Annotated in this window: 28 protein-coding genes and 1 tRNA gene; 22 read left to right on the plus strand and 7 right to left on the minus strand. The window is 68.7% G+C overall.

Features of this window, described 5'->3' with window-relative positions; genetic code table 11:
* The first annotated feature begins 21 nt into the window (after positions 1-21).
* Positions 22-1,194 (plus strand): type VII secretion-associated serine protease mycosin, encoded by a 1,173-nt coding sequence (gene mycP, locus OG906_RS21135; protein ID WP_329444890.1) that lies wholly within the window; start codon positions 22-24, stop codon positions 1,192-1,194.
* A gap of 5 nt (positions 1,195-1,199) precedes the next feature.
* Positions 1,200-2,546 (plus strand): S8 family serine peptidase, encoded by a 1,347-nt coding sequence (locus OG906_RS21140; protein WP_329444892.1) that lies wholly within the window; start codon positions 1,200-1,202, stop codon positions 2,544-2,546.
* 412 nt (positions 2,547-2,958) lie between these two features.
* On the opposite strand, the gene OG906_RS21145 is transcribed toward OG906_RS21140, so the two are convergent.
* Both OG906_RS21145 and OG906_RS21150 read right to left on the minus strand, forming a co-directional pair.
* Positions 2,959-3,630, minus strand: coding sequence for a DUF3223 domain-containing protein (locus OG906_RS21145; RefSeq protein WP_329444894.1), 672 nt, complete (start codon positions 3,628-3,630; stop codon positions 2,959-2,961).
* A gap of 315 nt (positions 3,631-3,945) precedes the next feature.
* Positions 3,946-4,260: a hypothetical protein gene (locus OG906_RS21150; RefSeq protein WP_329444895.1), complete on the minus strand. Its 315-nt coding sequence runs from the start codon at positions 4,258-4,260 to the stop codon at positions 3,946-3,948.
* Positions 4,261-4,494: 234 nt separating this feature from the next.
* On the opposite strand from OG906_RS21150, the gene OG906_RS21155 reads away from it, so the two are divergent.
* The gene (locus tag OG906_RS21155) at positions 4,495-5,412 is read left to right on the plus strand and encodes a hypothetical protein (protein ID WP_329444897.1); all 918 of its coding nucleotides are present in this window, start codon (positions 4,495-4,497) and stop codon (positions 5,410-5,412) included.
* A 178-nt stretch (positions 5,413-5,590) separates the two neighbouring features.
* Here OG906_RS21155 and OG906_RS21160 read toward each other — a convergent pair whose 3' ends face one another.
* From OG906_RS21160 to OG906_RS21175, 4 genes are all read right to left on the minus strand, one after another.
* Positions 5,591-6,463: a hypothetical protein gene (locus OG906_RS21160; protein ID WP_329444898.1), complete on the minus strand. Its 873-nt coding sequence runs from the start codon at positions 6,461-6,463 to the stop codon at positions 5,591-5,593.
* Between the two features lie 256 nt (positions 6,464-6,719).
* On the minus strand, positions 6,720-7,172 hold the full coding sequence (locus tag OG906_RS21165; protein ID WP_329444900.1) for an NUDIX hydrolase: 453 nt from the start codon (positions 7,170-7,172) through the stop codon (positions 6,720-6,722).
* 40 nt (positions 7,173-7,212) lie between these two features.
* On the minus strand, positions 7,213-8,427 hold the full coding sequence (locus OG906_RS21170; protein WP_329444902.1) for a helix-turn-helix domain-containing protein: 1,215 nt from the start codon (positions 8,425-8,427) through the stop codon (positions 7,213-7,215).
* Between the two features lie 243 nt (positions 8,428-8,670).
* Complete coding sequence (locus tag OG906_RS21175) at positions 8,671-9,006, minus strand: winged helix-turn-helix domain-containing protein (protein WP_329444904.1); 336 nt, start codon at positions 9,004-9,006, stop codon at positions 8,671-8,673.
* A 778-nt stretch (positions 9,007-9,784) separates the two neighbouring features.
* On the opposite strand from OG906_RS21175, the gene OG906_RS21180 reads away from it, so the two are divergent.
* From OG906_RS21180 to OG906_RS21255, 16 genes are all read left to right on the plus strand, one after another.
* A complete protein-coding gene (locus OG906_RS21180) occupies positions 9,785-10,105 on the plus strand; it encodes a hypothetical protein (protein ID WP_329444906.1) in 321 nt (106 codons plus the stop codon).
* Complete coding sequence (locus OG906_RS21185) at positions 10,102-10,698, plus strand: hypothetical protein (protein ID WP_329444908.1); 597 nt, start codon at positions 10,102-10,104, stop codon at positions 10,696-10,698. The genes OG906_RS21180 and OG906_RS21185 overlap by 4 nt, the downstream gene beginning before the upstream one ends.
* Entirely contained in the window at positions 10,695-11,339 is a 645-nt protein-coding gene (locus tag OG906_RS21190; protein ID WP_329444911.1) for a GGDEF domain-containing protein, read from the plus strand. Before OG906_RS21185 ends, OG906_RS21190 begins: the two co-directional genes overlap by 4 nt.
* Positions 11,339-12,445, plus strand: coding sequence for a conjugal transfer protein (locus OG906_RS21195; protein WP_329444913.1), 1,107 nt, complete (start codon positions 11,339-11,341; stop codon positions 12,443-12,445). The genes OG906_RS21190 and OG906_RS21195 overlap by 1 nt, the downstream gene beginning before the upstream one ends.
* Entirely contained in the window at positions 12,445-12,819 is a 375-nt protein-coding gene (locus OG906_RS21200) for an RRQRL motif-containing zinc-binding protein (protein ID WP_329448086.1), read from the plus strand. The genes OG906_RS21195 and OG906_RS21200 overlap by 1 nt, the downstream gene beginning before the upstream one ends.
* A 111-nt stretch (positions 12,820-12,930) precedes the next feature.
* Complete coding sequence (locus tag OG906_RS21205; protein ID WP_329444915.1) at positions 12,931-15,090, plus strand: cell division protein FtsK; 2,160 nt, start codon at positions 12,931-12,933, stop codon at positions 15,088-15,090.
* Between the two features lie 140 nt (positions 15,091-15,230).
* The gene (locus OG906_RS21210) at positions 15,231-15,512 is read left to right on the plus strand and encodes a hypothetical protein (RefSeq protein ID WP_329444917.1); all 282 of its coding nucleotides are present in this window, start codon (positions 15,231-15,233) and stop codon (positions 15,510-15,512) included.
* 4 nt (positions 15,513-15,516) lie between these two features.
* Positions 15,517-15,717: a hypothetical protein gene (locus OG906_RS21215; protein ID WP_329444918.1), complete on the plus strand. Its 201-nt coding sequence runs from the start codon at positions 15,517-15,519 to the stop codon at positions 15,715-15,717.
* The gene (locus tag OG906_RS21220) at positions 15,714-16,313 is read left to right on the plus strand and encodes a hypothetical protein (RefSeq protein ID WP_329444920.1); all 600 of its coding nucleotides are present in this window, start codon (positions 15,714-15,716) and stop codon (positions 16,311-16,313) included. Before OG906_RS21215 ends, OG906_RS21220 begins: the two co-directional genes overlap by 4 nt.
* A 16-nt stretch (positions 16,314-16,329) precedes the next feature.
* The gene (locus OG906_RS21225) at positions 16,330-16,485 is read left to right on the plus strand and encodes a hypothetical protein (protein WP_329444922.1); all 156 of its coding nucleotides are present in this window, start codon (positions 16,330-16,332) and stop codon (positions 16,483-16,485) included.
* A 3-nt stretch (positions 16,486-16,488) separates the two neighbouring features.
* Positions 16,489-16,779, plus strand: coding sequence for a hypothetical protein (locus tag OG906_RS21230; RefSeq protein WP_329444924.1), 291 nt, complete (start codon positions 16,489-16,491; stop codon positions 16,777-16,779).
* Between the two features lie 85 nt (positions 16,780-16,864).
* On the plus strand, positions 16,865-17,572 hold the full coding sequence (locus OG906_RS21235) for a class I SAM-dependent methyltransferase (RefSeq protein ID WP_329444927.1): 708 nt from the start codon (positions 16,865-16,867) through the stop codon (positions 17,570-17,572).
* The gene (locus tag OG906_RS21240; RefSeq protein WP_329444929.1) at positions 17,569-18,486 is read left to right on the plus strand and encodes a bifunctional DNA primase/polymerase; all 918 of its coding nucleotides are present in this window, start codon (positions 17,569-17,571) and stop codon (positions 18,484-18,486) included. Before OG906_RS21235 ends, OG906_RS21240 begins: the two co-directional genes overlap by 4 nt.
* Positions 18,483-20,033 carry a YfjI family protein gene (locus OG906_RS21245; protein ID WP_329444931.1) on the plus strand — a complete coding sequence of 517 codons (1,551 nt, stop codon included), beginning with the start codon at positions 18,483-18,485 and terminating at the stop codon, positions 20,031-20,033. The genes OG906_RS21240 and OG906_RS21245 overlap by 4 nt, the downstream gene beginning before the upstream one ends.
* Positions 20,034-20,294: 261 nt before the next feature.
* Positions 20,295-20,531 carry an excisionase family DNA-binding protein gene (locus tag OG906_RS21250; RefSeq protein WP_329444932.1) on the plus strand — a complete coding sequence of 79 codons (237 nt, stop codon included), beginning with the start codon at positions 20,295-20,297 and terminating at the stop codon, positions 20,529-20,531.
* Between the two features lie 11 nt (positions 20,532-20,542).
* The gene (locus OG906_RS21255; RefSeq protein WP_329444934.1) at positions 20,543-21,805 is read left to right on the plus strand and encodes a tyrosine-type recombinase/integrase; all 1,263 of its coding nucleotides are present in this window, start codon (positions 20,543-20,545) and stop codon (positions 21,803-21,805) included.
* Positions 21,806-21,895: 90 nt separating this feature from the next.
* On the opposite strand, the gene OG906_RS21260 is transcribed toward OG906_RS21255, so the two are convergent.
* Positions 21,896-21,967: transfer RNA gene (locus OG906_RS21260), tRNA-Cys, on the minus strand.
* 335 nt (positions 21,968-22,302) lie between these two features.
* Between OG906_RS21260 and OG906_RS21265 the strand changes: the two genes are divergently transcribed.
* The 3 genes from OG906_RS21265 to OG906_RS21275 all read left to right on the plus strand — a co-directional run bounded on the left by OG906_RS21265 (position 22,303) and on the right by OG906_RS21275 (position 26,876).
* Positions 22,303-23,829, plus strand: coding sequence for an MFS transporter (locus OG906_RS21265; RefSeq protein WP_329444936.1), 1,527 nt, complete (start codon positions 22,303-22,305; stop codon positions 23,827-23,829).
* Positions 23,830-24,056: 227 nt separating this feature from the next.
* Complete coding sequence (locus tag OG906_RS21270; RefSeq protein WP_267826185.1) at positions 24,057-25,841, plus strand: DEAD/DEAH box helicase; 1,785 nt, start codon at positions 24,057-24,059, stop codon at positions 25,839-25,841.
* A 393-nt stretch (positions 25,842-26,234) separates the two neighbouring features.
* Positions 26,235-26,876, plus strand: a complete 642-nt coding sequence (locus OG906_RS21275) for an IclR family transcriptional regulator (protein WP_053684560.1) — start codon at positions 26,235-26,237, stop codon at positions 26,874-26,876.
* The last annotated feature ends 5 nt before the right edge of the window (positions 26,877-26,881 follow it).

Here is a 26,881-nt window from a genome sequence, read left to right on the forward strand (position 1 = left end):
GCAGAACGGACGTTGCACGGGATGCGCATGCGTAGGGCGACCTCGGTTTTCGTAGGCCTGTTGTTGGCTGGGGTTGCCACTAACCCGGCCCAGGCGGAGACCATTCGTGAGCAGCAGTGGCATCTCGATGTCATGAAGGCCGACGCGATCTGGAAGCTCAGCAAGGGCGCGGGTGTCACGGTCGCTGTGATTGACAGTGGTGTGGCGCGCATTCCCGAGTTGGAGGGCCAGGTGCTGGCCGGCAGGGATTTTGCAGGGGGGCAAGCCGAGGGCGACGAGCGTGCGGACTACGACGGTCATGGCACTTCCATGGCTTCGATCATTGCCGGCACTGGAAAGCATCCGAGTGGCGACGGAGCAATGGGTCTTGCTCCCGAGGTCAAGATCCTTCCGCTTCGGGTGCCGCACGAGTTTGACCTGAAAACCCCATCCTGGACTGCGGCGATTCGATTCGCGGCTGACTCGGACGCCAAGATCATCAGTATGTCCCTGAGTGTGCCGAAAGATGACCCCGCTCGAACCGAAGCGGTGAAGTATGCCGTATCGAAGGGAAAGTTGATCTTTGCTTCAGTCGGTAATGAAGGGGCGTCGACCAACGAGATCAACTATCCGGCTGCCACGCCGGGTGTAGTTGGGGTCGGCGCTGTGGACTCCAAGGGTGTTGTGACCAAGGAATCGCAGCGAGGGCCGCAGGTCGACATGACCGCCCCCGGTGTCGACATTGTTTCGGCCTGTAGTGACAAGACAGGGCTCTGTAAGAGCCACGGCACCAGTGATGCCACCGCCCTCGCTTCCGCCTCGGCCGCGCTCGTCTGGTCGTTGCATCCCGACTGGACCAATAACCAGGTGCTCCGGGTCCTGCTGAACACGGCCGGTAAGCCCGTCGACGGTGCCGAGCGCAATGACGGTATCGGCTACGGCGTCGTCCGCCCCCGGATCGCCGTGCCTACGCCCGGGGATCCCGGGCCGGCCGATGTGTATCCGTTGCCGGATCTCGCGGGCGCCGGGGCGGTCAAGGAGCCTTCCGGGGTGCCGGGGGCCAAGGCATCCGAGTCGGCGAAGCCCGCGCCTGCTCCTCGGGCCGAGGCGGAGGGGTCCGGCGGGGGGCTTCCGTGGCTCGCGTTGGGGTTGGGTGCCTGCATGCTGATCGGCGGGGCGGTCGCGGCCGTCGTCGTGCGGCGCGCGAGGCGTTGAGGGGGTTGGCGGGGGAGCGTGGGCGGGTCCTGCCCGGGGCGGGTCCGGTGCTCGCGGGGGAGCACCGGTGGTTCTCGCGTGCGGCCGGTCCGGTGCTCGCGGGGGAGCACCGGTGGTTCTCGCGTGCGGCCGGTCCGGTGCTCGCGGGGCTGTTGGTGGTCGGGGTCGCCGCCGCGCCGGCCGGGGCGGCGACCCCGCGCGAGCGGCAGTGGCATCTCACCGCGATGAAGGCGGCCGACTTCTGGAAGATCGGCACGGGCAAGGGCGTCACGGTGGCCGTCATCGACAGCGGGGTGGGACGCGCGCCCGAACTGGAGGGGCAGGTGCTGCCCGGCGTGGACCTCGCCGGAGGCAAGGCCGGCAAGGCTGCGGGTGACGAGCGTGCGGACCCGGACGGTCACGGTACGTCCATGGCGACGATCATCGCCGGTACGGGCAGGGCCGCCGGCGGCGAAGGGTTGTCCGGGATCGCGCCGGGGGCGAGGATCCTTCCGATCAGGGTGCCGCGCGAGGACGCGCCGGGAGCGTCGTCCTGGGCGGCGGCGATCCGGCGCGCGGCGGACTCGGACGCGAAGGTCGTCAACATCTCCATGTCCACGACGACGGCCGACCCGGCGCGGGACGACGCGGTGAAGTACGCGCTGTCCAAGGGCAAGCTGGTCTTCGCGGCCGTGGGCGAGGGCGGGACCACCGGCACGACCCCGGCGGCCGGCACGACCCCGGCGGCCGTCGCGGCCGAGAAGGCGGGTGAGCCCCGCTATCCGGCGGCCACGCCCGGCGTGGTGGGCGTCGCCGCCGTCGGTCCGAACGGTGAGCCGACCGCGGAATCCCTGACGGGACCCCAGGTCGACATGGCCGCGCCCGGCGTCGACATCCTCACGTACTGCCGGGGCAAGGCCGGGTACTGCGAGAGCCACGGGACGGGTGAGGCCACCGCGCTCGCCTCCGCGTCGGCGGCGCTGCTCTGGTCCGCCCACCCCGACTGGACCAACAACCAGGTGCTCCGGGTCCTGCTGCACACCTCCGGCGCTCCGGTGGACGGTGCGGTGCGCAACGACTGGATCGGGTACGGGGTGGCCCGACCCCGGATCGCGATGTCCACGCCCGGTTCCCCCGGGCCGGCCGACGTGTACCCGCTGCCGGACTTCGTGTCCGCGGCCGCGGCGATGACGGTCGGCGCCGGTGAGCCGTCGACGGACTCCGGGGCGGACGGGGTGGCCGGGCTCCGCGGCGCGGTGGGATGGATCGGGCTGGGGCTGGTGGGCGTGCTGATCATCGGCGGGGCCGTCAGCACCGTGCTCGCCCGGCGCACGGCCGCCCGACCCGGGGCGCGAGCGGTGTCGCGCCCATGACGAAGGGCTGTCCGGGAACCAGGTTCCCGGACAGCCCTTCGCATGCGAAGCCGTGACCGGAATCGAACCGGCGTAACTCGCTTTGCAGGATTGACTTGGCTGGGCAGGGCTCGATCCGTAGTTGTTCACTGCCGTTCATCCTCGTGCGAACACAGGGCGGTCAGGGGCTCCCCGTACGCTCCCGGACGCGCGCGTACGTCGATGAACGAGACGGAAACTGAGACGGAGCGAGGAGAAGGTTCGGGCGCAGGCACGAGCCCGCGGCGTAGCCAGCCAAAACCGGACGCGACAGAGCCCCGCGTATAAGGTCGCAGACTTCTCGCCCTTGCACCTGGTCGCGAATGTGCGGGAAGGCGCGGAGGCGAGCTGGCGCTCCCATCCTTCTGTAGCACCCTTCAGCTTCAGGCGGTCCTCACTCGTCTCCGGTCTTCCTGCGGAGGATGGACCGGTTGGCATGCTTGGTGACGATGCGCAGGTTCGCGTGTTTGCGGTGGTACTCCTGCCAGTCCGTGACAAGTACGACGTTCTCCAGCTCCGCAACGGAGAAGCCAGCCGCGTTGTCGGGGGCGATGACGAACGCCTCCGCGCCGCCATGTTCCTGGATGAAGCTCGCGGCAAGTTCCTCGAACACGGGCTGATAGTGGTCCACATCCGCCTCACGGGGCGAGGCGATGCTGTCCCCCGTGACCGCGCACACGACCAGCGCCTGCCCGAACGCCTCCGTGACTACTGCGAGGATCTGGTCCTTGACCGCCCGCCGCAGGCACCCGCGCACTTGCTGCGCGTGAGACGTCGCCTTGAGGCACTCTTCCCAAGAGATGTCTATGTCCGAGCCGTCGATCCGGACCAGCATCAGGCCGCGGTTGTTCCACTCGGTCCGCACCACTACGAACCCACCGACCCCCACCCCTGCCTTCTCCTCGTAGTCCGGGTGGAGAGTGATGAGGTCCCGCAGGAACTCCTCGTCTGCCTCGCCGACCACCTCGTTGTAGCGGTAGGGGTTGATGATCCCCCGCACCCGTTCCCTTAACGCCTTCTGTGTACGGAAGTGCTCGCCGTTGATCCGATACTCCAGCCGCGCCACGTGCCCCACCCCTCGTCACCGATAGCCGTACCGACCGTGTCGGGGCAGTCTGCTCTCCGGGCCCAGCGTGCGCAGCCTGCACGGCTGAACTGGACAGGAGACGCAAGATTCCCGCCACCATTCCCGCGCCTTCAGGCTGACTGCTGCGGCCACAACGGGTTGGTACGCAGCGTTGGTGTGAACCCGCGACCTCTTCGTCCCGAAACAATCCGGGTCGTTGGGCGATCTACCGAATCCACCGCCCTGGACTGGGCCGGGGGTCCGTGATCGCCCGTAGACGTCCGCGCTCGTGCTCCTAGGTTGTCACGCAGATAGTCACTCATCCCTGACAGGTCGTGGGACGACGCCTACAAACTCTGCACCTTTGTGGTTGCCGATGATGAAGGCGAATCCATGGCCGGCCGCACAGGTGAGATCGACGCGGACGTAGCCACCGCGGGTCCCCAGCGGACTGTCGCGCTCATCGCGGTCCGGATGGACGGCAACAGACTCATGGTCCCCGCCGTCGTTGGCCCTCTCGATCTCCTGAATGCCGCAAGCCGGGCACTGGACCTGCCACTGCTTGTTCCACACACCCTCGGTGCTCCTCGTCGGCACCAGGATGTCTTGGTGAGACATGGGCATCTGCATTGGCTCCTTCCGAAGCGAAGACTCCGACCATCACACCGGATCGGGCCGTGGCATGCGTGCGATTCGCTTGATCTGCTCAGCCACAACTGACGCCCCGCCGCCCTGACCAGCGTCTGGGCTGTCGCCAGTTGTGGGCGTTGGCCGCCAACGAGCGCCCCTCTTCGGCCCAGAGATGGCCCAAGAGGGCGCTTCGGTACGTCGGCGCTCTGCGAGAGGTGAGCGCTAGCATGTGGCGTGACCTCGACCTCCCTCATATTTGGCTTTCCGGTAGCAGTTGTCGCGCTCGGGGTAGCGATTCTGAGTCTCCTCGTCGCACTGATCGCTTTGATTTGGCAGGTAACTAAACACGTCCTTGACGGTGGGCGTGTTCGCGTACACTTGAACGCGGCGATTCTGGAGCCAAAATTCCAACTCGCTACGAATAAAAGCGGAAAATTCGAGATGCCAGCTCCGGGCGGCATTGGGCTGCTCCGCCCCCAAAACATCGAAGTTGCGCAGCTCGTAGTGGAGAACCCAGGTCGCACGGCTGTGACGATCCATGGTCCGACATTGGCTGTCTCGGGGGTTGGGGGGAAGTCGTACTCGATTTCTCCGCGTAAGTTCGCATGGGATGGAGATGGTGCCGACGACGCGATCACGACATCTGCCGTGAGGGTAGACCCCTATAGCCGCGTCACGTTTCTTCTTGACTACTGGAGTGTGGTCCCGCGCCTTCATCAGCAGGCATCGGGTGGAAGCGTTCGTTTGCGAGGAATGGTCAACGTGGGAGGCCGTCGCCGTGCAAGCAGATCCAGCCGTCGGCTGGCGTGGCGGATCGAAGAAGGAGCCTGGACCGTACTTGCTGATGTCGAAGAAGTGCACCCTTATACCGTAATGTGGCGCGAGCTTTATCGGGCGCATGGTCGAATTGACCAGCGAGACGATTTGAATGGGCCGTCATTCGAGGTTCTAGAGAGTGCGATCTATCGCATCATGGAACACTTTGACGAGAAGCCTGCCTTTGATGAGCTCTTGAATGCGCTGCGGCGAGAGGAGGAATCGATGGAAGGTGAGGTATTCTCGCTGTCCATGCTCGCCCTCGATATTAGTAATGCATTCGATTTCCATGCTGGGCGCCTAGGCAAATGGCCTTCGAGTGGGCGGGCTCTGTGAGCTAACAGCCTGTTGCGCCATTGTGCTTCCCGCCGCTGTCCTGCCTGCTGTCGAGCCGCAGCAATTCAGGGGTTCGGTCAGTCGTAGCTGTTGCTTTGACCTGTGCCGGCGCTCACCTACGTCCGCCCGTGTCCAAAGGGTGCGCCCCGGTCGTACGCAGTCAGTCTGACCCCGCGGACTAGCCTGCGACTCGGGCGATGGCCCGCGCGAGGACGTCGTTGTCTGTGGAGTCGCGCCACTGAACGACTTCCATTCGAGGGCGGGAGGTATCGCTCAATGCGTTAAAATCCCTTACCTCCTGTGACAGGGGCGCATTCGTTAGTAGCAGCACCCCAATTCCAAGCTGCGGTAGGCGATCCGCCACCCTCTTGACGTCCTCCATGGTCAGCCTCTTGTTGCCGCGATGCTTGACCTCTACGGCGAAGCTCCCGCCTGCCTCGGTTTCGCCGTATGCATCGAATCCGACGTCACCATCATTTCTCTTCACATAGGAGCTGTTCATGCTCACGGCTCGGATTGCCTGCTCTTCGTAATCGCGATGCTGTAGTGCCGGATTATTCGCCAGTGCAAGGGCGTCCACGATGCGTCTCGCGGCAGTGACGTAGGAACGAGCGCCGCTGACTGTGGGGATTACATCGCCTTCATGGACGACTCTGTTCCGGAGCTCCAGTAGGTCGTTCGCGGAGCGAGACAGCTCGGGAGAGAGGACATCCTCCGAAGCTAGTGCTCGTGGCTGGGGATGGAAGAGACCGCGCTCGACGGTGGCTTTCCGGATCGATATCTCCACTTCACGCCAGGCGCCCAGGATGGCAGCCGTCGTCTCCGTCTCAGCAAGTTTCAGCAGATCAGTGAAAGTGTCGGCAGGGCCAGGATCTACCCTGTAATGACCCCTGACGATGGGAGCGTCTCTCGGAGTGGACGGCAAGGCGGAGGCGTCCTCGTCGGCGAGAGGTCGCCCTTCGCTTACGGCGGTAGCTACTTCTTGTTCGATACTGTTGGCGATCTCGTCGGTCTCATCGGCGATGGCGGCGGCCTGTGTGTCGAACGCCACCGTACCGAGTGGAGTCTCCAGCGATTCAACCCGATTGAAGAGGCTGGCCAGTTGCCTTCGCAGCATGACCCCGAGAGTTAGAACCACGGCAGGCCATATCAGTGCCCGGATGTAATCCAGAGCCAATTGCCAAGACATGACGGCATGCTTCCACAGTGGGTGCTCGCGCCACGGTGGAACGTGCAGATTGCCCATGGCCTGGACCTGAAGCGGGGGGAGGGTGTCGGGCGGATCGGATATTCACGGGGTTCAGGGTCTACGGGGACGTGACTTCTTGTCCGTGCTCCAGGTAGCTGACCCGCCCCTCGCTACGAGCGGCTGCCGCAGCCCTGATGCGGCGCGCCAACCTGGGGATGGTGAGGTCGTCCACTGCCGCGAGGGAGTGGTAGGCGTACGCCCGGATCTCGGCGGTCTCCAGCTGGATCGCCTGCTCAAGCTCGGCGCTCAGGGTGCCGCCGTCGAAAATGTAGAGGACCTTGTCTCCCTCGGCTGGACTGGGGGCCCAGTCCACGGCGAGCAGTCGCCCGATGGCCGGCGCGATGCCCAGCTCTTCCTGTACTTCGCGCGCGCACGCTTGGAGGGGGGACTCACCAGTCTCGACATAGCCACCTGGGATGTCTCGGTAGTCCTTGTACGTCGGCTCAAGCAGCAGGACCTGGCCGTGGTCATCGAAGAACAGCGCACCCGAGGCCATCCTCGGGTGCGCCATCTTTGCCTCGTGCTCGTTCACGTGGCCGAGCCTATCCAGGTCACGCCACCCGGAGCCTGTCGGCCAGGTCGGCGACCGGCTGCGTCGGCCGCCCCCGGGTTCCACGGACCCAGCCAAGGACGAGTTCGCGGCTCATGTAGTGGTGCCGGACCTGCTCGGGAGCGATTCGTTCGGCTTCCAGAACCATGGCGAGCGCGTCGTCTATACGGTTCCAGGCGCTGAGCGCGCGGGCTACCTCCAAGTTGTGTCGGACGCGACGCTCTACTGGGAGGCCGCTCGTGTCCACGGTCGGGCCGAGTTCCGCGGCGATCTGCATGTCGCCGAGTTCGCCAGCCGTCGCTACGCGGTGAATGGCGACGTTGGTCGGGCCGAAGGCGGTCCACATGTGGTTCGAGTCGGATCCGAGCCGAGCGGCCATCGTCTCGGCCTCCCGCAGGAACGCTTGGGTGGTGGCCCGGTCCTCAGCCCTGGCCGCCGCCATGGACCCGGTGAGGAACAGCGTGCCGTACACGGACAGGTACGCCGGGGTGGCCTGGCTCAGGCCGGGCTCCAGGAACCCGGCCGCGTCGTTCACGAGCTGGACGGCGGTCTCGAAGCGCCCAGTGGACAGCAGGCAGTGCGTGACGGACCGGAACAGCGATGCCGTGATCACACGGTCGCCGCTCTGCTGTGCGGCGGCGAGTCCGCGATCTGCTGCGATCCAAGCGAGTTCGTTCTCTCCGAGCTTGCCGAGCACCATCGCGGCGCCCTGGTAGGTCATCGCCAGGAGCCCGTTCGCTTCCTCTCGCTCAGTTCCCGAGTATGCGCGCACCGCGAGCAGTGCGTCTGCGAGCAGCGGGGGGATCTGCCGCGCGGCGAACCCGTAGCGCGACCCCTGATAGGCGTCCCACACTTCGCCGACGTCGGATCTCAGGGCGAGGAGCGTGGGTGGCTGGCCGTCGGCCTGCGCGCCGATAAGGGGGGTGAGGAGCCGGTAGTCCATCAGTGCTTTACGCAGCGCGGGGACCGTGCCGCGGCCACTCTCCTTCGACCACTCCATGAGGGTCGGCTCCCCGATGAGGTCCCCGATTGAGACGTCCAGGGCGTGAGCGAGCGCTCGGACCACCGAGAGGCGATCCAGTTCGATGCGGTTGTTCTCTGCTTTGCCCAGCCAGTCGGCGGTACGGCCGACCAGCCCGGCAAGGACTTCTTGGGACAAGCCTCGACGGTGGCGGTACCAAGCAACGCGTTCGCCGGTCGTCAGGTGCTGCGTCATTCCTCGCATGACTTCAGCCTCGCCTCCGTTCGCGAAGAGACCCCGGAAGGATTTTCCGGGGTCGAGCTGCGGGTGCGCCATAGCGTCGTGAACGTCCGATGCGCGACATTCTGTAATGCCAACGGGGAGGTATGGCCGTGGCTTTGAGTATCTGTGAGCGAGTCCAGGTGATGGCGGCTCTTGAGCAGACGACCGCCGAGATGTGCGATCTGGCGAGACGAGTCGAGCGAGTTGTGCAGCCGGTCAATCCGACCTCCTCGCCTGCTCGACCTCTTGAAGGCGTTCGTCGAGGCGCGTCAGGTGGGCGCGGATCGTTTCGATCTGCTGCATGATCGCGGTGAACTCTGCGCTGGGCTCGGTTTGCGCCTGCCGCTCCGGCTGAGCGCGCACGAAGTAGCCGCGCGTCGAGTCAGGGCGGACCACTCCCCGTTGGGCGAGTAGCTGTAGCGCCTTCGTGGCAGTGCCAGGAGCCACGCCGAAGCGCTCAGCGATCGTTCGCACGGCCGGCAGTTTCGTCCCGGGCTCGTACTTCCCTGTCTCGATGTCTCGCTGGAGGTCGTCCGCGATCTTCTCGTTCACGCGGCGTGCAGCGTCTGAAGTGGGCGTCATGCCGTCGATGCTAACCGGGCTTACCTCAGTTCAACCGGCACGACTGACACAACCTATTGTGCTGCTTGTGTCAGTCGTGCTAGAACAGTCCCGTTGGCCCAGCCAACACGCGATACCCAGCCCGGAGGGCCCTCGAAAGGGGTCTGAAGGAAGCGTCTGTCTGTTGAGAAGTGAACAGCGTGCCGACCCAGCCGCCTGCTCCTGGGTGGTCGATGGGTCCGAGTGGAACGAGATGGGGCGTGATCCCCGTCCCCGTGGCGACGGGAAGTCGTCGGCGGCAACACCTTCTCTTGCGTGCTGGCTCTGGAGAACACCCCTCGGGGTGCTACCCGGTACGCGCCGCCCTGCTGGCGTCAGAGCAGTGACGATGACGCACCCGACTCCCAGGCTCGGGACCGGAGTGCCGTGGCAACGGCGCACCGGTGAAGCCTCGTTCCCTCCGGCTTGGAGCCCTTGTGGCCCACCGACATCCACGGGCGCTGGCCGTACTGGACCGGTACGGCTGGCTCCCCTCGTGTCACCGATCAACCGCCCTGCGAGACATATCCGGGCTTCAGCGCCCGGCGCTGCTCGCACGGCTCGCTCTTCCTTCCGTAGTGCCCAAAGTGCTGCGGCCGGTTGCCTCCCCCGCCCGTCGCGTACGGGCGGGGTGGAGGGAGCCGCGAAGTCCGGGCTTCACCCCGGGGCGCTGCCTCTCACCACGGACCGAGGCGTCCCGGGTTCCCTTCGCTCATCAGGAGAGATCCGCATGCGTTCGTACATCGGTAATCACCAGATCGTGAACCCCGCCGAGTTGGAGGAACTGGCACTCGGCTTCGATGAACTGCCCCTCGGGTTGGATCGGGACCTGTTCCGGGGCCCGCTGACCCCGGAGGCCGCGCAGGAGCGTGCGGCCCGTGAGGCGGTCGCCCGTGAGGTCATCGCGGAACTGGCCGCCTTGGGTGCGGGCGGTGACGAGATCGCCGCGTGGGACGCGCTCTACGCCGACGCGCTCACCCGCACCGTTCCGTTCCTGCGCAGCTCTGCCCGCGTCGCCGGTCGTTCCGCCCGGACGGGGGTTGCGGCATGAGGAACCAGGCCCCCGAGTACGCAGAGCTTCTCGACCACAAGGGCAACCCGCGCGCCGTGGTCGACCTGGCGCTGAGCTACGAACAGACCCGCCGGCTCACGGCCTTTCACGAGGCCGGGCATGCGGTCCTGTCGATGGCATGCGGCATGCACGTCGTCGTGAGCGAGATCACCGCCTGGCAGCAGCACGGCGGTTGGGCGGTCACCGGCCGGACCAACGCCGAGGCGCGAGACGTGGACGCGTGGGAGTTCGCTGCCGAGTGCGCGGCCGGTGAACTGGCCAGCCTGCACTGGCTCCGCATCCAGGGGCTGTGGACCCCGAAGCGGGCCGTTGCCTGCGTCGCGGACCATGACCGTGAGCTGGCCATCGATGTGCTCGCCTCCCACGGCTGCCGGCTCGGTCGGTACGAGGCACCCGAGGGCGGCAAGTCCTGGGCTGCCGTGCAGGCCATGGCGGCCGCCCGGATGCACCGGATGTGGGACGAGATCACCGCCGTCGCGCACGCCATGGACGCCCGGAACGCTCTGACGGGCGCCGAGATCGCCGACCTGACCGGCCTGACCAACCGCCCGCTGCCGGGGGGTGCGGCATGAGCCACACCATGACGGCGCTGTCCGCGGCGCTTCCCCTCGTGTCCGGCTGGTCGGTTCACAGCCTGTGGATGCGGCGCCGGATCGAGGACGCCCGCCGGGACCCGTTGACCGGGCTGTGGACGCGGGACCTCTTCGAGGAGCGTGCCCGCAAGAGCCTGACCCAGAAATGCCAGCGGGCCGTTCTCGTCCTGGACCTCAACCGGTTCAAGGAGATCAACGACACCCTTGGCCACGCGGCCGGAGACGCGGTCATCCGCGAAACCGGGCACCGCCTGGCACGGTGGGCCGAAGAGCGCGCTGGCGTCGCCGGGCGCCTGGGCGGGGACGAGTTCGCCGCCCTCATCCCCGGCTACGGCATCGACAAGCTGCGCGTCGACCTGTTCATGCTGACCGGCCGACTGGCCCAGCCGGTGCCCTTCGACGGGCGCCCTATCGAGGTGAGCGCCTCCATCGGAGCCGCCTACCACCGCACCGGCAGCGGCGATCTCTCCACCCTGCTGCGCCGGGCTGATGAGCAGATGTACCGGGCCAAGCAGCGCGGCGGAGGCTGGCGCATCGCGCACCGGCTGTCCGTCCCCGAGGTGGGCACGGTCAACGGCCGTCGCGACGGCCGCCGGGGCACCAGCGGGGAGGCGGCGTGATGGCGACCCGCAACACACTGACCAAGGCGCAGCAGGTTGTCCTGACGGCCGCGTTCGTTCCGATGCTCGCCACCGGTGTGGCCGGCGGTTTCGGTACCTACAGCAACATCAGCCGCGCTTACGGCTCGGGCACGGCGCTGGGCGCGGTGGCGGCCGGTGAGGGTGCGACCGCGGTTCTGGCCCTGGTGCTTCTCGGACTGACGATGCTGGGGCAGTCCTCTCCGGCGATCATCCGGATCGGTCTGTGGGCTCTGCCCGCTGCCGCGTCGGTCATGGCGGCCATGGCCGCCGATGACCCGGGCCGCATCGTCATCTACGCCGTGACCCCGATGGGCATGTGTGTCGCTGCGGAGGGCATGGCGTTCCTCGCCCGGCGGATCGTGGTCCACCAGGACGGCCACGACGCCGAGGCCGAAGCCAAGGCGGCCACCGTGGTGCGGGCCCTGGCCTACCACCGGGCCCGTGCCGCGAACCACCCGTGGTCATGGGTGCGGAAATGGTCCGACCAGACGTCGTGGCGACTGGCTCGCAAGGTCGGGTTGGGGGACGCGTCGTTGGGCGCCCGACTCCTGGACGTCCAGCGCGACCGACTCACCCACGGTGCGGACGCCGCCCTGGCCGCCATGTTCATCACCAGCACAAACCAGCATGAAATGACAGAGACCATCGTAAATCGGTTGGGGTCTGACCTGGGGGAGTCGGCTCCCGAGACCCTGCCCGAGATGGTCGAACTTCCCGTCCTTGAGTCGGCCGACCCGACGCCGGTGATCGAGCCGGTGGCGGTGCCCGAGTCGGTTCCGGTAGGCGAGTCGGTCGAGCATCCCCGGTCGGCTCCGGTGAAGTCGGTCGCGGCTGTGGAGTCGGCTCCGCGTCGGGCGACCGGTCGGGTACCGAAGTCGGCCCGTTCCCCCCGACCGACGCGTGATTCGGATGAGCTGTTGGACGAGGCCCGGTCGGTGACGGCCAACTGGTCCGACGCCGAGCTGACCGCCGAGGCGATCCGCAAGGCGGTCCGTACGTCGTCCGCCAACGGCCGCCTGCTGCGCGACACGCTCAAGGCCGAACGCGCCGAACCGACCGCCGAGCCTGAGACCAAGGCCGCGTGATGGCCGGCCGTCTCTACGACCCGACCGGCGCCCGGTACGGCATCCCCACCTACCCGTGGCGTATGGCCCCCGAGGAGTACGCCACCTTCCGGCAGCTCCGCACCCGCGGCTTGCGCCCCGGCGGGCAGGGGGTCGCCGCACAAGTCCTCTGGTACTCGCGCCGCTACCGGCGCACCGGCAAGAGCCCCATCCGGGTCGCCTACCTCTACCGCCTGGACCGGGCGAAGCCGGTCCGGCCGATGACGCCAGCGAAGTGGGCCGCGCTCGCCAAGGCGAACGCCGCCAGGCAGGTGTGCCCGGAGTGCCGGCGGGACACCGGATACCGCATCCCGACCTCGCTCGGCATGTGCGTCGCCTGCTCCGACGCACCTTAGATCGCCGCCTGACCCGCACAACCTCCGCTGTTCAGCGGGGCCCGGACGCCTCGCCGTCCAAGCGCCGTCCGGGCCCCTCCACCCCACTCGACATGAGGGAGCAGACCCACCGTGTCTGACGTCCACGTCGCTGACCAGAGCGAGGACCCGGAGCGCCCCGGCGCCGAGGTCTTCGACATCACCACCAAGCGCCCCGCCACCAACGCCGCCCCGACACCGGCCGCCCCGGCGGTCGACCCGGACGACGCTGAAGAGTCGCCGCGGCTGCGGCCGGTCGACTCGCCGGACCTGCCGTCGCCGGGGGTCACCTCCTACAAGCGACTGCCGATCATCCCGACCTGGCTGAAGTCGAAGCCGGGGTTCGTCTCCACAACCCAGCGGGCCGCGAGCAACGCGTTCTACGCGACCGTCTTCCACGGCATCCGCACCCCCTGGTACACGATCCAGCTCGGGTTTCTCGCCCCACGGGGCGTGGCCCGACTGGTCCGCGACACCAACCGGTGGATGTGGGACGCCGAGGCGGCCCCCCTGCGCGCCTACGAGGTCTACAAGGAGAACACCGCCGAGTACCTGAAGCTGTCGCGGCAGCGAGACAACCGGGTGCGACTGCGGGCGCTGGTCACCGTGGCCGCGCTCATCTTCGGCACCGGCCTCGCGCTGGCCATGTACGTCATGGCCCCCGGCTGGCTCGCGGTGCTGGCATCGGCCGCCGTCCTCACCGCCGGTTTCTGGGGAGCACCGCAGGATCAGCCGGTGATCGGGCCGGCCGTCCTCAAGACCGAGATCCAGAAGCTGACCGGGGCGATCGTGCTCCGGGCGCTGGACAACATCGGCAACGCGAAGCTGTCGGCCGCCATCAAGAAGGGCGGCGACATGAACGGCCTGCGGTTCACCTCGGAGATCACCCGGGACGGCCCCGGCTACCGCGCCGACCTCGACCTTCCTTGGGGCGTCACCCCGGAAGACATCATGGAGGCCCGGAAGCCGCTCGCCTCCGGACTGCGCCGCAAGGTCGGATGCGTGTGGCCGTCCGCCGACCCCGAAGAGCACGAAGGTCGGCTGGTGTTGTGGGTGGGCGACAAGCCCATGAACGAGACCAAGAAGCCGGCCTGGCCGCTGCTGAAGTCGGGCACCGTGGACCTGTTCAAGCCGGTCGTCTTCGGCAACGACCAGCGCATGGGCGACGTCGCCGTGACCTTGATGTTCGCCTCCGTGGTCGTCGGCTCCATCCCGCGCATGGGCAAGACGTTCCTGATGCGCCTGTTCCTGCTCATCGCTGCCCTGGACCCGCGCGCCGCGCTGTACGCGTTCGACTTCAAGGGCACCGGCGACTTCGGCGCGCTGGAGCCGGTATGCCACCGCTACCGGGCCGGGGATGAGGATGAGGACATCCTCTACGTCCTCGAATCGCTGCGGGAACTGCGGGCCGAACTGCGCCGCCGGGCGAAGGTCATCAAGTCCCTGCCCCGCTCGCGCTGCCCGGAGTCGAAGGTGACCCCGGACCTGGCCAACGACAAGTCCCTTGGGCTGCACCCGATCGTGGCGGGATTCGATGAGTGCCAGGTCCCCTTCGAGCACGACAAGTACGGCGCCGAGATCGAAGAGATCGCCACCGACCTGGGCAAACGCGGTCCCGCCCTCGGCATGGTGACCCTGTTCGGCACGCAGCGCCCCGACGCCAAGTCGCTGCCCACGGGCATTAGCGCGAACGCGGTGCTGCGGTTCTGCCTCAAGGTCATGGGCCAGCCGGCCAACGACATGGTGCTGGGCACCTCGATGTACAAGGCCGGGTACCGGGCGACGATGTTCTCCCGCACCGACCGCGGCATCTGCTGGATGGCCGGTGAAGGGGACGACCCGCGCATCGTCGCCTCCGCGTTCGTGGACGCGCTCGGAGCCGAACAGGTCGTCGCCCGGGCCCGCCGGATGCGCGAGGAGTACGGCAACGTCACCGGCCACGCCATCGGCCAGGAACCCGAGTCCGGCGAAGCCGCCTTCGACCTGCTCGCCGACATCCTCAAGGTCGTGCCGGCCGATGAGGAGAAGGTCTGGAACGAGAAGGTCGCCGCCCGCCTCGCCACCCTGCGCCCCGAGGTCTACAGCGGCTGGAAGGCCGAGACCGTCACCACCAACCTCAAGCCCCACGGCATCACCGCACAGGACGTCTGGGGCTCCACCGCCTCCGGCAAGGGCACCACCCGACGCGGCATCGCTCGCGCCGACATCACCACCGCCATTACCCAGCGTGATGGAAAGCGGTCCGCGAACTGACACGCGCCGCTGCTAGACCTAGCGGCCCGCGCTGCTAGGTCTAGCACCCCCGCTAGCACCCCAAAGCTGCCCCCATCAGCGATCTCGTACCTAGCGGCCGACCTGCGAAAACACCGGAAACCCCGCCCGAGAGGCATCCCATGACCCTCGCTCTCCTTGCTAGTGCCTTCCTACTCGTCGTCACACTCGGTTACGGAAGCCTGTGCGCGTCCAGCCCGTTCGGCAACTGCCGCAAGTGCAAGGGCTTCGGCTACGCGCTCAAGACCGACCGCAAGGGCCGCCTCAAGCGCGGCAAGCACTGCCGCCGCTGCGACGGCCACGGCAAGCGCATCCGCATCGGCCGCCACCTCTACAACCTCTGGCTGCGCCTGTACCGCGACGCCAACCCCGCCCCCCGCAAGACGTTCGCCCCGAAGGGATAACCCAATGGCCATCACCCTCTCGCTCGTCGCCCTGTTCGGCCTGGTCCTGTTCTTCCTGCTCCGCTCCAAGACCCTCGGCTACGGCTCCGCGTTCATCGCGATCATGTTCGGCTTCTTCCTCGCCTCCACCGGAGCGTCCGAGCCCATCAACGAACTCACCACCGCCGTCATCAACGCCGTTTCCGACCTCGGGAATCAGGGATGAACGAACCGCTCACCTACCGGCACTGGGCCATCGACCTCGCCCCCAAGGCCGCCCCCGCGCTGGCCACCACGACCGTGCTCATCCTGGGCCGGATCTGGAACGCCAACGGCGCCGAACACAGCGTCGGCAACGCGACCTTGATGGTCGTCCTCGCCGCCGGCGCGGCGACGGCCGGAGCCTTCGCGGCAGGCAACCACTCCGGTGGCAGCGTGATCGCCGGAACCGCGTTCGCCGCCTCCGGTGGCCTGGCCCTGGCGGGAGTCGCCGGATACGCCGACGGCCTGTCCCTGCCGATCCTGCTGTGGGCGCTGGCCACCGCCGTCGCCTACGGACTCGCCGCCCGCTACTGGCGCACCGACCGCCGCGAGACCGTCGCGCACGAGCGGCAGACCCTCGGCCGCCGCGAGGACCACGCCCACGTCGAGCGCGTCGAAGCGCTGCGCGCCGGAGCACAGATCGAGGTCGCCCGCTCCGGCGCCGCCTACGCCGAGCAGCTCGCCAACGCCCTCATCACCCGCGCCGCCTTGCCCGGCTTCAACCCGCAGGCCATCACGGACGCGGGACTGCCCGAACTGCCCGCCAAGCACGACCGCTGACCCGAGGAGCATCCGCATGGACGTCGACCCCTTCGAGGTCGTGACCCTCGAAATGAACTGGGACCGCCTGGACCAGCCCTACACCCAGCGCCTCACCCGCCTCCGGCTGGGCGAACTGCTGATGCAGGTGGACGACCTGGCCGCACAGACCGAAGCCGAACAGGGGAACTGACCCATGAGCACGAGTCCCACGCTGAGCGCCACGCAGCACCCGACGATGCACACGCAGGTCGACGGTCTCAGCTATCGGCCCGAGCGCATCAGCGTCATCGCGGCCCTGTCTCACATCCGGAGCGCCCGCAAGAGCCCGAAGAACGTGGATGCCGTGAACGTCTACGCCTTCACCGGCCGCGACGGCATCCCGCTGCACGTGGTCTACATCCACCACACCCCCGGCCGCTGGCACGGCGTGAAGGACGTCATCGACGTCTACGAGATCCCCACCGCCGCGCTCACCGACCTCTAGCTGTGCCCGGGGCGGTCGCCTCTCACCACAAGACCGCGACCGCCCCGGTTCTCCAGTCCCTTCGCAGAAACAGGAGACCCCCAGCATGACGCAACCGACCCCGATCCGGCGATCCCGCCTCCGAGTGCTTGACGCCTACTCGTGCATCGGTGGTGCCGCCCGCGGCTACCAGTACCTGGGCTGGCACGTCACCGGCGTCGACATCAACCCGCAGCCCGACTACTGCGGCGACGTCTTCCACCAGGGCGACGCCATCGAGTTCATCCGCGAGCACGGCCACGAATTCGACTTCATCCACACCTCCCCGCCCTGCCAGGGGGAGGGGGCGCCGACCAAGGGAACGAACGCCGCGCGCAACGCACGCACCGGTCGCCGGCACCCCCGCCTCATCGCCCCGACCCGCGCCGCCCTGGACATCGTGGGACGGCCGTACGTGATCGAGAACGTGGCCGGCTCCGAGGTCCGCAAAGACGTGCGGCTGTGCGGCGAACAGTTCGGGCTGGCCGTGCTGATGCACCGCTACTTCGAACTCGGCAACTGGTCGACCACGCAACCGGCGCACCCCCTCCACCGGGGCAGGGTGCGCGGCTGGCGGCACGGCGAGTACTTCGACGGCCCCTACGTCGCCGCCTACGGCAAGGGCGGTGGCAAGGCCAGCGTCGCCGAGATCCGGGAAGCCAAGGGCATCGACTGGTCTCACGACCACCTCGCGCTGCGCGAGGCTCTCCCGCCCGCCTACACCCGCTGGATCGGGACCGCGTTCCTGGCCCGCAGCGAGGAGGCAGCGGCATGAACTCGAACCTGTTGAACGCCGCCCTCGCCGCTGCTGGGCGCGGCTGGCCCGTCTTCCCGCTCCGCCCCGGAGACAAGCGGCCCGCCGGACACCCCGAACGCAACTGCCCCCGCACCGGACGATGCACGGACGGCCACCGCACCCCCGAACAGCGCGCCACCCTCGCCCCAGAACAGATCACCGCCTGCTGGCAGACGGCCCCGTACAACGTCGGGATCGCCACCGGCCCGGCCGGACTTCTGGTCGTCGACCTCGACATCCCCAAGGAGGACGACGGACCCGCGCCCGCGGAATGGGCAGGGGCGACCGATGGTCTGGACGTCTTCGCGATGCTTTGCGAACGCGCCGGCGAGCGGCTGCCGACCGAGACGTTCACGGTGCGCACCCGCCGTGGCGGCCAACACCTGTACTTCACCGCCCCCGCCGAAAAGCGGCTGCGTGGGAGCGCGGGGCGGTTGGGGTGGAAGGTCGACACGCGAGCCTGGGGCGGGTACGTGGTCGCGGCCGGCAGCACCGTCGGCACCGGCGCGTACGAGATCATTCACGACGCACCCCCGGCCCCCCTCCCCACGTGGCTCGGTGACCTGCTCACCACACCCCCCGCACCCGCCCCGGTCCCCGTCGCCGTCCTGCGCTCCCGCATCGGCAAGGCGGACCGGTACGCGACGGCCGCCCTGAACGGCGAAGTCGCCAAGGTCGCGTCCGCTGTCACGGGCACCCAGAACACGACGCTCTACAACGCGGCGTACGCCCTCGGCCGCCTCATCGCCGCAGGCACCCTCACCGAGCAGGAAGTCACCGCCGCGCTCACCGAAGCGGCTCTACCCAACGGCCTCGCACCCTCCCGCATCGCGGCCAGCATCCGCGACGGAATCAACCGCAGCATCCGCAACACCGTGGGAGGGGCGGCATGACCACACAGCCCGTGGACAGCTCGGAACTGTGGGCCGGCTTCGAAGCCCTGGACGCTCAGCAAGCGGCCACCGCACCGTGGGAAGAGCCCATCCCGCTCACCGCCCGCCGGGAACTCCCCGGTTTCCCCACCGAGGTCTTCCCGGCCTGGCTAGGCGACTACGTCACGGCGGTCGCGGAGGAGACGCAGACGCCGGTGGACATGGCTGCCTCGCTCGCCCTTGCGGTCCTGGGCACCGCTGCCGGGGGACGTGCCGTGGTCCACGTCCGGGGTCGATGGCGTGAACCCACGAACGTGTTCGTGGTCGTCGCGCTACCGCCCGGCAACCGCAAGAGCGCGGTGTTCAACCTGATGGCCGATCCCCTCTACCGCTGCGAAGCGCTGCTGGTCACACAGTCAGCCGGACGGATCGTGGAAGCGGAGATCACCGCACGACTCGCCAAAGAGGTCGCCGACAACGCGGCGGCCAAGGCGGCCCGAGCGGATGCCGACAAGCGAGAGCAGCTCGTAGCCGAGGCCATCGGCCTGGCCCAGGCTGCCGATGCCGTCACGGTGCCCGCCAAGCCCCGTCTGCTGGCCGACGATGCCACCCCGGAAGTCATCGCCTCACTGCTGGCCGAACAGGGCGGCAGGCTCTCGGTCATGTCGGCCGAGGGCGGCATCTTCGACATCATCGCCGGACGGTACTCCGGGACCCCCAACCTGGACGTCTTCCTGCGCGGGCAAGCTGGCGACCGCCTGCGGGTGGACCGCCGGGGACGCGAAGAGTTCATCGAATCCCCCGCGCTGACCATGGGTCTGACCGTGCAACCGTCCGTTCTGGAGGACATCGGCCGCATCAAGGGGGCCAACGATCGGGGCCTGTTGGCCAGGTTCTTCTACTCGCTCCCGACCTCTCTCGTCGGGCAGCGCAAGATCCTTCCCGCCCCGATCCCGGACGCAGCGGCCGCCACCTACGAGGAGAACGTCACCGCCCTGACCATGTCCCTGGCGGACTGGACGGACCCGGCGGTACTCCAACTCTCCTCCGAGGCCGGCGACGTGCTCGTCGCGTTCGAGGAGCGGCAGGAACCGCGGCTGCGACCCCGTGGGGGAGACCTCGCCCACGTCGGGAACTGGGCCAACAAGCTGGGCGGCGCGACCTGCCGACTGGCCGGCCTGCTCCACCTCGCGACCCACCCCGCCAAAGGGCACACCGAGCCGATCAGCGCGGACACGATGCGGGCCGCGGTAAGCCTGATCGACTACTTCACCGGCCACGCGCTGGTGGTCTTTGACCTCATGGGAGCCGACCACACAGCCAACCGCGCCCACGCCGTGCTGGAACTGCTGCGCACCCAGAAGTGGACCGAGGTCAGCAAGCGAGACCTCATGGTCAAGCTCTCCCGCTCGGAGTTCCCCACTATCGCCGATCTGGACCCCGCGTTGGACCTCCTGGAAGACCACGGATACGTCCGCTGCCAGCCCGTCCACCGCACCGGAAGCAGGGGCCGGCCACCGTCCCCGCGCTACCTCATCCACCCCCACCTGGACGAGTCCGCCATCTGACCCCCGCCACAGAAACCACAGAATCACAGAAATAACCCCGAACCGCCCCTGACCTGCGCAAACACCGCCAGGGGCGGCCCGCCACAGAAACCCACGGAAGTCCCACACAAATACCCGCCCGCCCAGGCCTCCTATTTCTGTGGAACTTCTCGCGGTTTCTGTGGCAGCCCACCTCGGCCGGGGTTTGCGCAGGTCAGACCCCCTGCCCTGGGTTTCTGTGTATTTCGTGGTTTCTGTGGCGGCCCGCCAAGGAGCGAGCCCATGCATGACGCCCATGTCGCCCCGTCCCACGCGGCAGATCCAACGCTGGTGGCGCTGACCGTCGAGGAAGCAGCCCGGCGACTCTCCATCGGCCGGACCACGTGCTTTCGCCTCATCGCCTCCGGACAGCTGGAGTCCGTCCCCATCGGCCGTCTTCGCCGCGTGCCGGCGGAGGCCGTGAACGACTTCCTCGCACGACTCCGCGAAGCGAACCGCGCCGCCTCCACCGCTGCCTGAGGAGCCTGCCTGTGACAGAGAACAAGCGCACCCGCCAGCCCAACGGCCGTAGCTCCATCTACCTCGGAAAGGACGGGAAGTGGCACGGCCGCGTCACGGTCGGCGTGCGAGATGACGGTTCACCTGACCGACGCCATGTCGAACGCAAGACTCGTGCTGAGGTCACCGACGCGGTGCGCGAGCTGGAGAAGCAGCGAGAAGCCAAGACCGTGCGTAAGCCTGGCAAGGCCATGACGGTCAAGGCCTGGCTGACCCACTGGATCGATAACGTCGCTCCGCTCACGGTCAACGACAACACGATGGTCGGGTACGGCGTGGCCGTGCGAAAGCACCTCATCCCAGGCTTGGGCGCCCACCGTCTCGACCGGCTCATGCCCGAACACATCGAGATCTTCTACACCAAGATGCAGGCCAACGGCAGCAAGCCCGCGACCGCCCACCAGGTACACCGGACGTTCCGTACCGCCCTCAATGAGGCCGTGCGGCGCGGGCATCTCGGTAAGAACCCCGTGCAGTTGGCCAAGCCCCCGAAGTCTGGCGACTACGAGGTGGAGCCCTACACCGTGAAAGAGGTGCAGCGCCTGCTTGAAGCCGCGGGCCGACAGCGGAACTCCGCGCGCTGGGCCGTCGCCCTGGCCCTTGGTCTGCGTCAGGGGGAGGCGCTGGCATTGAAGTGGGAGGACGTGGACCTTGACGGAGGTTTCCTCATGGTGCGCCGCAGCCGGCACCGGCCGCAGTACGCACACGGTTGTACCGAGCCTTGCAGCCGGAAGGCCGGCCACTGTCCGGAGAGGCGACGCACCAACCCGGAGACCTCGGTCACCAAGTCGCGCGCCGGCCGCCGGGCGGTCGGTCTCCCCACGCAGCTCAGTGACCTGTTGCGAGCCCATCGAAAAGCTCAGGGTGAGGAACGGCTGGCAGTAGGGGAGCGCTGGGAGGAAGGGGATTGGGTCTTCCCGGACGAACACGGCCGTAGCCCGTCCCACCGCCGAGACTGGGCCGAGTGGAAAGCCCTGCTGGTGGCTGCGAAGGTCCGTGACGGGCGTCTGCACGACGCGCGCCACACGGCCGCCACCGTTCTGCTCATCCTCGGGGTATCCGAGCGGGCCGTCATGGGGCTCATGGGCTGGTCGACCACTGCCATGGCTGCGCGCTATCAGCACATGGTCGACGCGGTGCGGACGGATGTGGCCCGGCAGGTCGACGGGCTGATCTGGAAGGCTGCCGGGGACCGGCCGGACAGTGACGACGACGGGGCGGCCGGCGCGCCGTAGAGGCCAACTGAGACGGAAACTGAGACGCGCGACGAAAAGGCGGCACCCATATGGGGTGCCGCCCTTTCGTCTTGCCTGTTCAGGCATTCGAAGCCGTGACCGGAATCGAACCGGCGTAACTCGCTTTGCAGGCGAGTCCCTCAACCACTCGGGCACACGGCTGTGAGGTGGTGATGAGTACGACCGTACGAGGCGCCCCGCGGTGGTGGAAGGGGGGCGCGGGTGCCGCAATGTGACTGCCATGCCCCGTTCACAGTCCTGGGTCGTCTCTTTCGGGCCTTGCCGGTCAAGCCCGCGTCGTCCGGTGCCGTGCATCGCAAGGCGGAGAGGCTCCCGATCACTGGACGTCCTCGGGTGCCTCGACGACGCGGCCAGGTGCGGTGCCGGGCGGCGTGGGTCAGGCAAGATCCGGAAGAGACGACCTAGGGCCGGAGGCGGAGCCGGGATCGGTCCAAATGACAGGGACGAAGCAGAGGTATGGACCTTACGCTGGGGCGATGAGCGCATTGGAACCCCGTGTCCCCGAGACCGCCGCACCGGTCTCGTCCGAGTCCCCCGAGCCGCCGGGCGGGATCCTCGGGGCCGCGTACCGGACGCTCAGCATCGGCATCATCTCCGTCGTGTTCCTCATCGCCTTCGAGGCGACCGCGGTCGGCACGGCCATGCCGGTGGCGGCGCGGGAGCTGGACGGGATCGGTCTCTACGCCTTCGCCTTCTCCTCCTACTTCACGACGAGCCTGTTCGGCATGGTGCTGTCCGGCCAGTGGGCCGACCGGCAGGGGCCGCTGCGGCCGCTGGCTCTGGGGATCGGGGCCTTCGCCGGCGGGTTGGTGCTGTCGGGGACGGCCGCCGGGATGTGGGTGTTCCTGCTCGGGCGGGCGGTGCAGGGCTTCGGCGGCGGGCTGGTGATCGTCGCCCTGTACGTGGTCGTCAGCCGGGCCTACGACGAGCGGCTGCGCCCCGCGATCATGGCCGCCTTCGCCGCGAGCTGGGTGGTCCCCTCGATCGTGGGTCCGCTGGCCGCCGGGACGGTGACCGAGCACCTCGGGTGGCGCTGGGTGTTCCTCGCGATCCCCGCGCTGGTCGTCGTGCCGCTGGTCGTCGCGATACCGGCGATCCGCCGGACCGCGTCGGGACCGGTGACCGGCGGGGAGCCGGTGGCCTTTGACCGGCGGCGGATCCGGCTCGCCCTCGGGATCTCGGCGGGTGCGGGGTTGCTCCAGTACGCCGCCCAGGACCTGCGGTGGCTTTCGGTCGTGCCGGCCGTCGCGGGCGCGGCCCTGCTGGTGCCGGCGGCGCGGGGGCTGCTGCCGCGCGGCACGTACCTGGCCCGGCGCGGGCTGCCGTCGGTGGTGTTGCTGCGGGGGGTGGCGGCGGGTTCGTTCATCGCGGCCGAGAGTTTCGTGCCGCTGATGCTGGTCACCCAGCGGGGGCTGAGCCCGACCCTGGCCGGGTTCTCGCTGGCGCTCGGCGGGTTGACCTGGGCGGGCGGCTCCTGGGTGCAGTCGAAGGGGCGGATGGCGCCGTACCGGGAGCGGCTGATGGTCGGCGGGATGGTGCTGGTGACGTTCGCCATCGCGGCCGCCCCGACGGTGCTGCTGACGTGGGTGCCGGTGTGGACGCTGGCGGTGGCCTGGGCGATCGGATGCCTCGGGATGGGGCTGGTGATCGGCTCGACGAGCGTGCTGTTGCTGGAGCTGTCGGCGCCGCGGGAGGCCGGGGCGAACTCCGCCGCGCTGCAGATCTCCGACGCGCTGGCCAACGTGGTGCTGTTGGCGGCCGGCGGGGCGGCGTTCGCCGCGCTGGGCGGGGGAACGGTGGGGGCCGCCCACGCCGTGACCGCCGGCGGGGCGTCCTCGCATCCGGGGGCGTTCGTGGTGGTCTTCCTGCCCATGGCCTGCGTGGCGCTGGTGGGGGCGTGGGTGGCGACGCGGCTGCACGCCGCCCCGGCGGCGGAGGCCGGCAGGCCCGCCGCGGCGGCGGACCTCCCGGGCCCCGAACGGCGTGGATCGCACGGGAGTTGACCGGGGCGGGGTCCGCGTGCCGGTGGGCCGACCGGCTCCGGGGAACGCGGGTGACGGCCTCCGGGCCGCGCCGCGAGCGCGGCGGATGTGATGCTCGCCGCACCCGCCGAGGTCACGGGCCTGTCCCTCCGCGAGGGGCGGGCCCGTGCCGGTAAGGTGGCCCGGTTGTCCTACGTACGACCGCTTCCCGCCCGTACCAGATACACCGAGAGCACGAACCGGAGACCGTGACTACTACCGCCTCCCACCACCTCTCACCCGCCTTCCCCGGCCGCGCGCCGTGGGGTACCGCCAGCAAGCTGCGCGCCTGGCAAGAGGGTGCGCTGAACCGGTACCTGGAGACCCAGCCGCGCGATTTCCTCGCGGTCGCGACCCCCGGAGCCGGCAAGACGACCTTCGCGCTGACCCTCGCGTCCTGGCTGCTGCACCACCACGTGGTGCAGCAGGTGACCGTGGTCGCGCCGACCGAACACCTGAAGAAGCAGTGGGCCGAGGCCGCCGCCCGGATAGGCATCCGGCTGGACCCCGAGTACTCGGCCGGCCCGCTGAGCAAGGACTACCACGGCATCGCCGTGACGTACGCGGGCGTCGGCGTGAAGCCGATGCTGCACCGCAACCGCTGTGAACAGCGCAAGACCCTGGTGATCCTCGACGAGATCCACCACGCCGGTGACTCGAAGTCCTGGGGCGAGGCCTGCCTGGAGGCCTTCGACCCGGCGACCCGGCGGCTCGCGCTGACCGGTACGCCCTTCCGGTCCGACACCAACCCGATCCCGTTCGTGACGTACGAGGAGGGGAACGACGGGATCCGCCGGTCGTCCGCCGACTACACGTACGGCTACGGGAACGCGCTCGGCGACGGCGTCGTCCGTCCCGTGATCTTCCTGTCCTACAGCGGCAACATGCGCTGGCGCACCAAGGCCGGCGACGAGATCGCCGCCCGGCTCGGCGAGCCGATGACCAAGGACGCCATCTCGCAGGCCTGGCGGACGGCGCTCGACGCGCGCGGCGACTGGATGCCGAACGTCCTGCGCGCCGCCGACCAGCGGCTGACGGAGGTCCGCAAGGGCATCCCGGACGCGGGCGGTCTGGTCATCGCCTCCGACCAGGACTCGGCGCGCGCGTACGCGAAGCTGATCAGGGAGATCACCGGGACGAAGGCGACCGTCGTCCTGTCCGACGACACGGGCGCCTCGAAACGCATCGACGATTTCAGCGCGAACGACGACCGCTGGATGGTCGCGGTCCGCATGGTGTCCGAGGGCGTCGACGTTCCGCGCCTCGCGGTGGGCGTTTATGCCACCACCATTTCGACTCCTTTGTTCTTTGCGCAGGCAGTCGGGCGATTTGTGCGTTCGCGCAGGCGCGGCGAGACCGCGTCGGTGTTTCTTCCGACCATTCCGTATCTCCTCGGTTTCGCCAACGAGATGGAAGTCGAGCGCGACCACGTCCTCGACAAGCCGAAGAAGCAGGGCGAGGAAGACCCGTACGCCGAGTCCGAGAAGGAAATGGACGAGGCGAACAAACTGGAGGACGAGGACACCGGCGACGAGGAGCAGATGTCCTTCGAGGCGCTGGAGTCCGACGCCGTCTTCGACCGGGTGCTGTACGACGGCGCCGAGTTCGGGATGCAGGCGCACCCCGGCAGCGAGGAGGAGCAGGACTACCTGGGCATCCCCGGGCTGCTGGAGCCGGACCAGGTGCAGATGCTGCTCCAGAAGCGGCAGTCGCGGCAGATCGCCCACAGCCGGCGCAAGCCGGACTCCGAGGCGGACCTGCTGGAGCTGCCGGCGGAACGGCGCCCCGTGGTTTCGCACAAGGAGCTGCTGGAGCTGCGCAAGTCGCTGAACACGATGGTGGGCGCGTACGTCCACCAGAGCGGCAAGCCGCACGGGGTGATCCACACGGAGTTGCGCCGGGTGTGCGGCGGCCCGCCGAGCGCGGAGGCGACGGCGGGTCAGCTGCGGGAGCGCATCAAGAAGGTCCAGGAGTGGGCCACCCGGATGCGGTGACGCCGCCGCCCGCGAGGGTACGAGAACGGGGTCCGTGCGCCGACGCGCACGGGCCCCTTCGTCGTTTTCGGCACCACCGGAGCCATCCGTTCGGAAAGTGAATGCGCGGCGGGGAAGATGCGCGGGAAGATGCCGGGGAACATTACGAATTGACACACCCGCTCGAACAAATGGGTACAAGCGGGCAGTAGGCGCCCGGATTCTGGACGAGCCCTTCCGCTCAGCGAACCTGCTGGATACTGTCCCCGCATCGAACGCCCCGTGGCAGCGCCGCCGCGGGAGCGCAGCCGGTGCCATGGCCGCTACCGGCGGCCTCTCCGTGCGTCGCCGAGGGACCGGCAGCGCTCCACCCCGTGAGAGTCACCGCCGCCCACCTAAAGAGGGAGAGGCGTCGTGACTGCGGAAACCTCCCAGACTCTCGACCGAGGGCTCCGGGTCCTCAAGCTGCTCGCCGACACCGACCACGGTCTGACCGTCACGGAGCTGTCCAACCGCCTCGGTGTGAACCGCACCGTGGTCTACCGCCTGCTCGCCACGCTCGAACAGCACGCCCTGGTCCGCCGCGACCTCGGCGGCCGGGCACGGGTCGGACTCGGCGTGCTGCGGCTCGGCCGCCAGGTGCACCCGCTCGTGCGCGAGGCGGCCCTGCCCGCGCTGCGGTCCCTCGCCGAGGACATAGGGGCCACCGCGCACCTGACCCTCGTGGACGGCAGCGAGGCGCTCGCCGTCGCCGTCGTCGAGCCGACCTGGACCGACTACCACGTGGCCTACCGGGCCGGCTTCCGTCACCCGCTGGACCGCGGGGCGGCCGGGCGGGCCATCCTGGCCGCGCGTCAGGGCACGCTCATCGAGCCCGGGTACACGCTGACCCACGGCGAACTCGAAGCGGGCGCCAGCGGCGCTGCGGCCCCCCTGGTCGGCATCACCGGCCTGGAGGGCAGCGTCGGCGTCGTCATGCTGGCCGACGCCGTGCCCGAGCGGGTCGGCCCGCGCGTGGTGGACGCCGCCCGCGAGGTCGCCGACGCGCTGCGCTGACCCGA

The sequence above is a fragment of the Streptomyces sp. NBC_01426 genome (assembly GCF_036231985.1).
Taxonomy (GTDB): domain Bacteria; phylum Actinomycetota; class Actinomycetes; order Streptomycetales; family Streptomycetaceae; genus Streptomyces.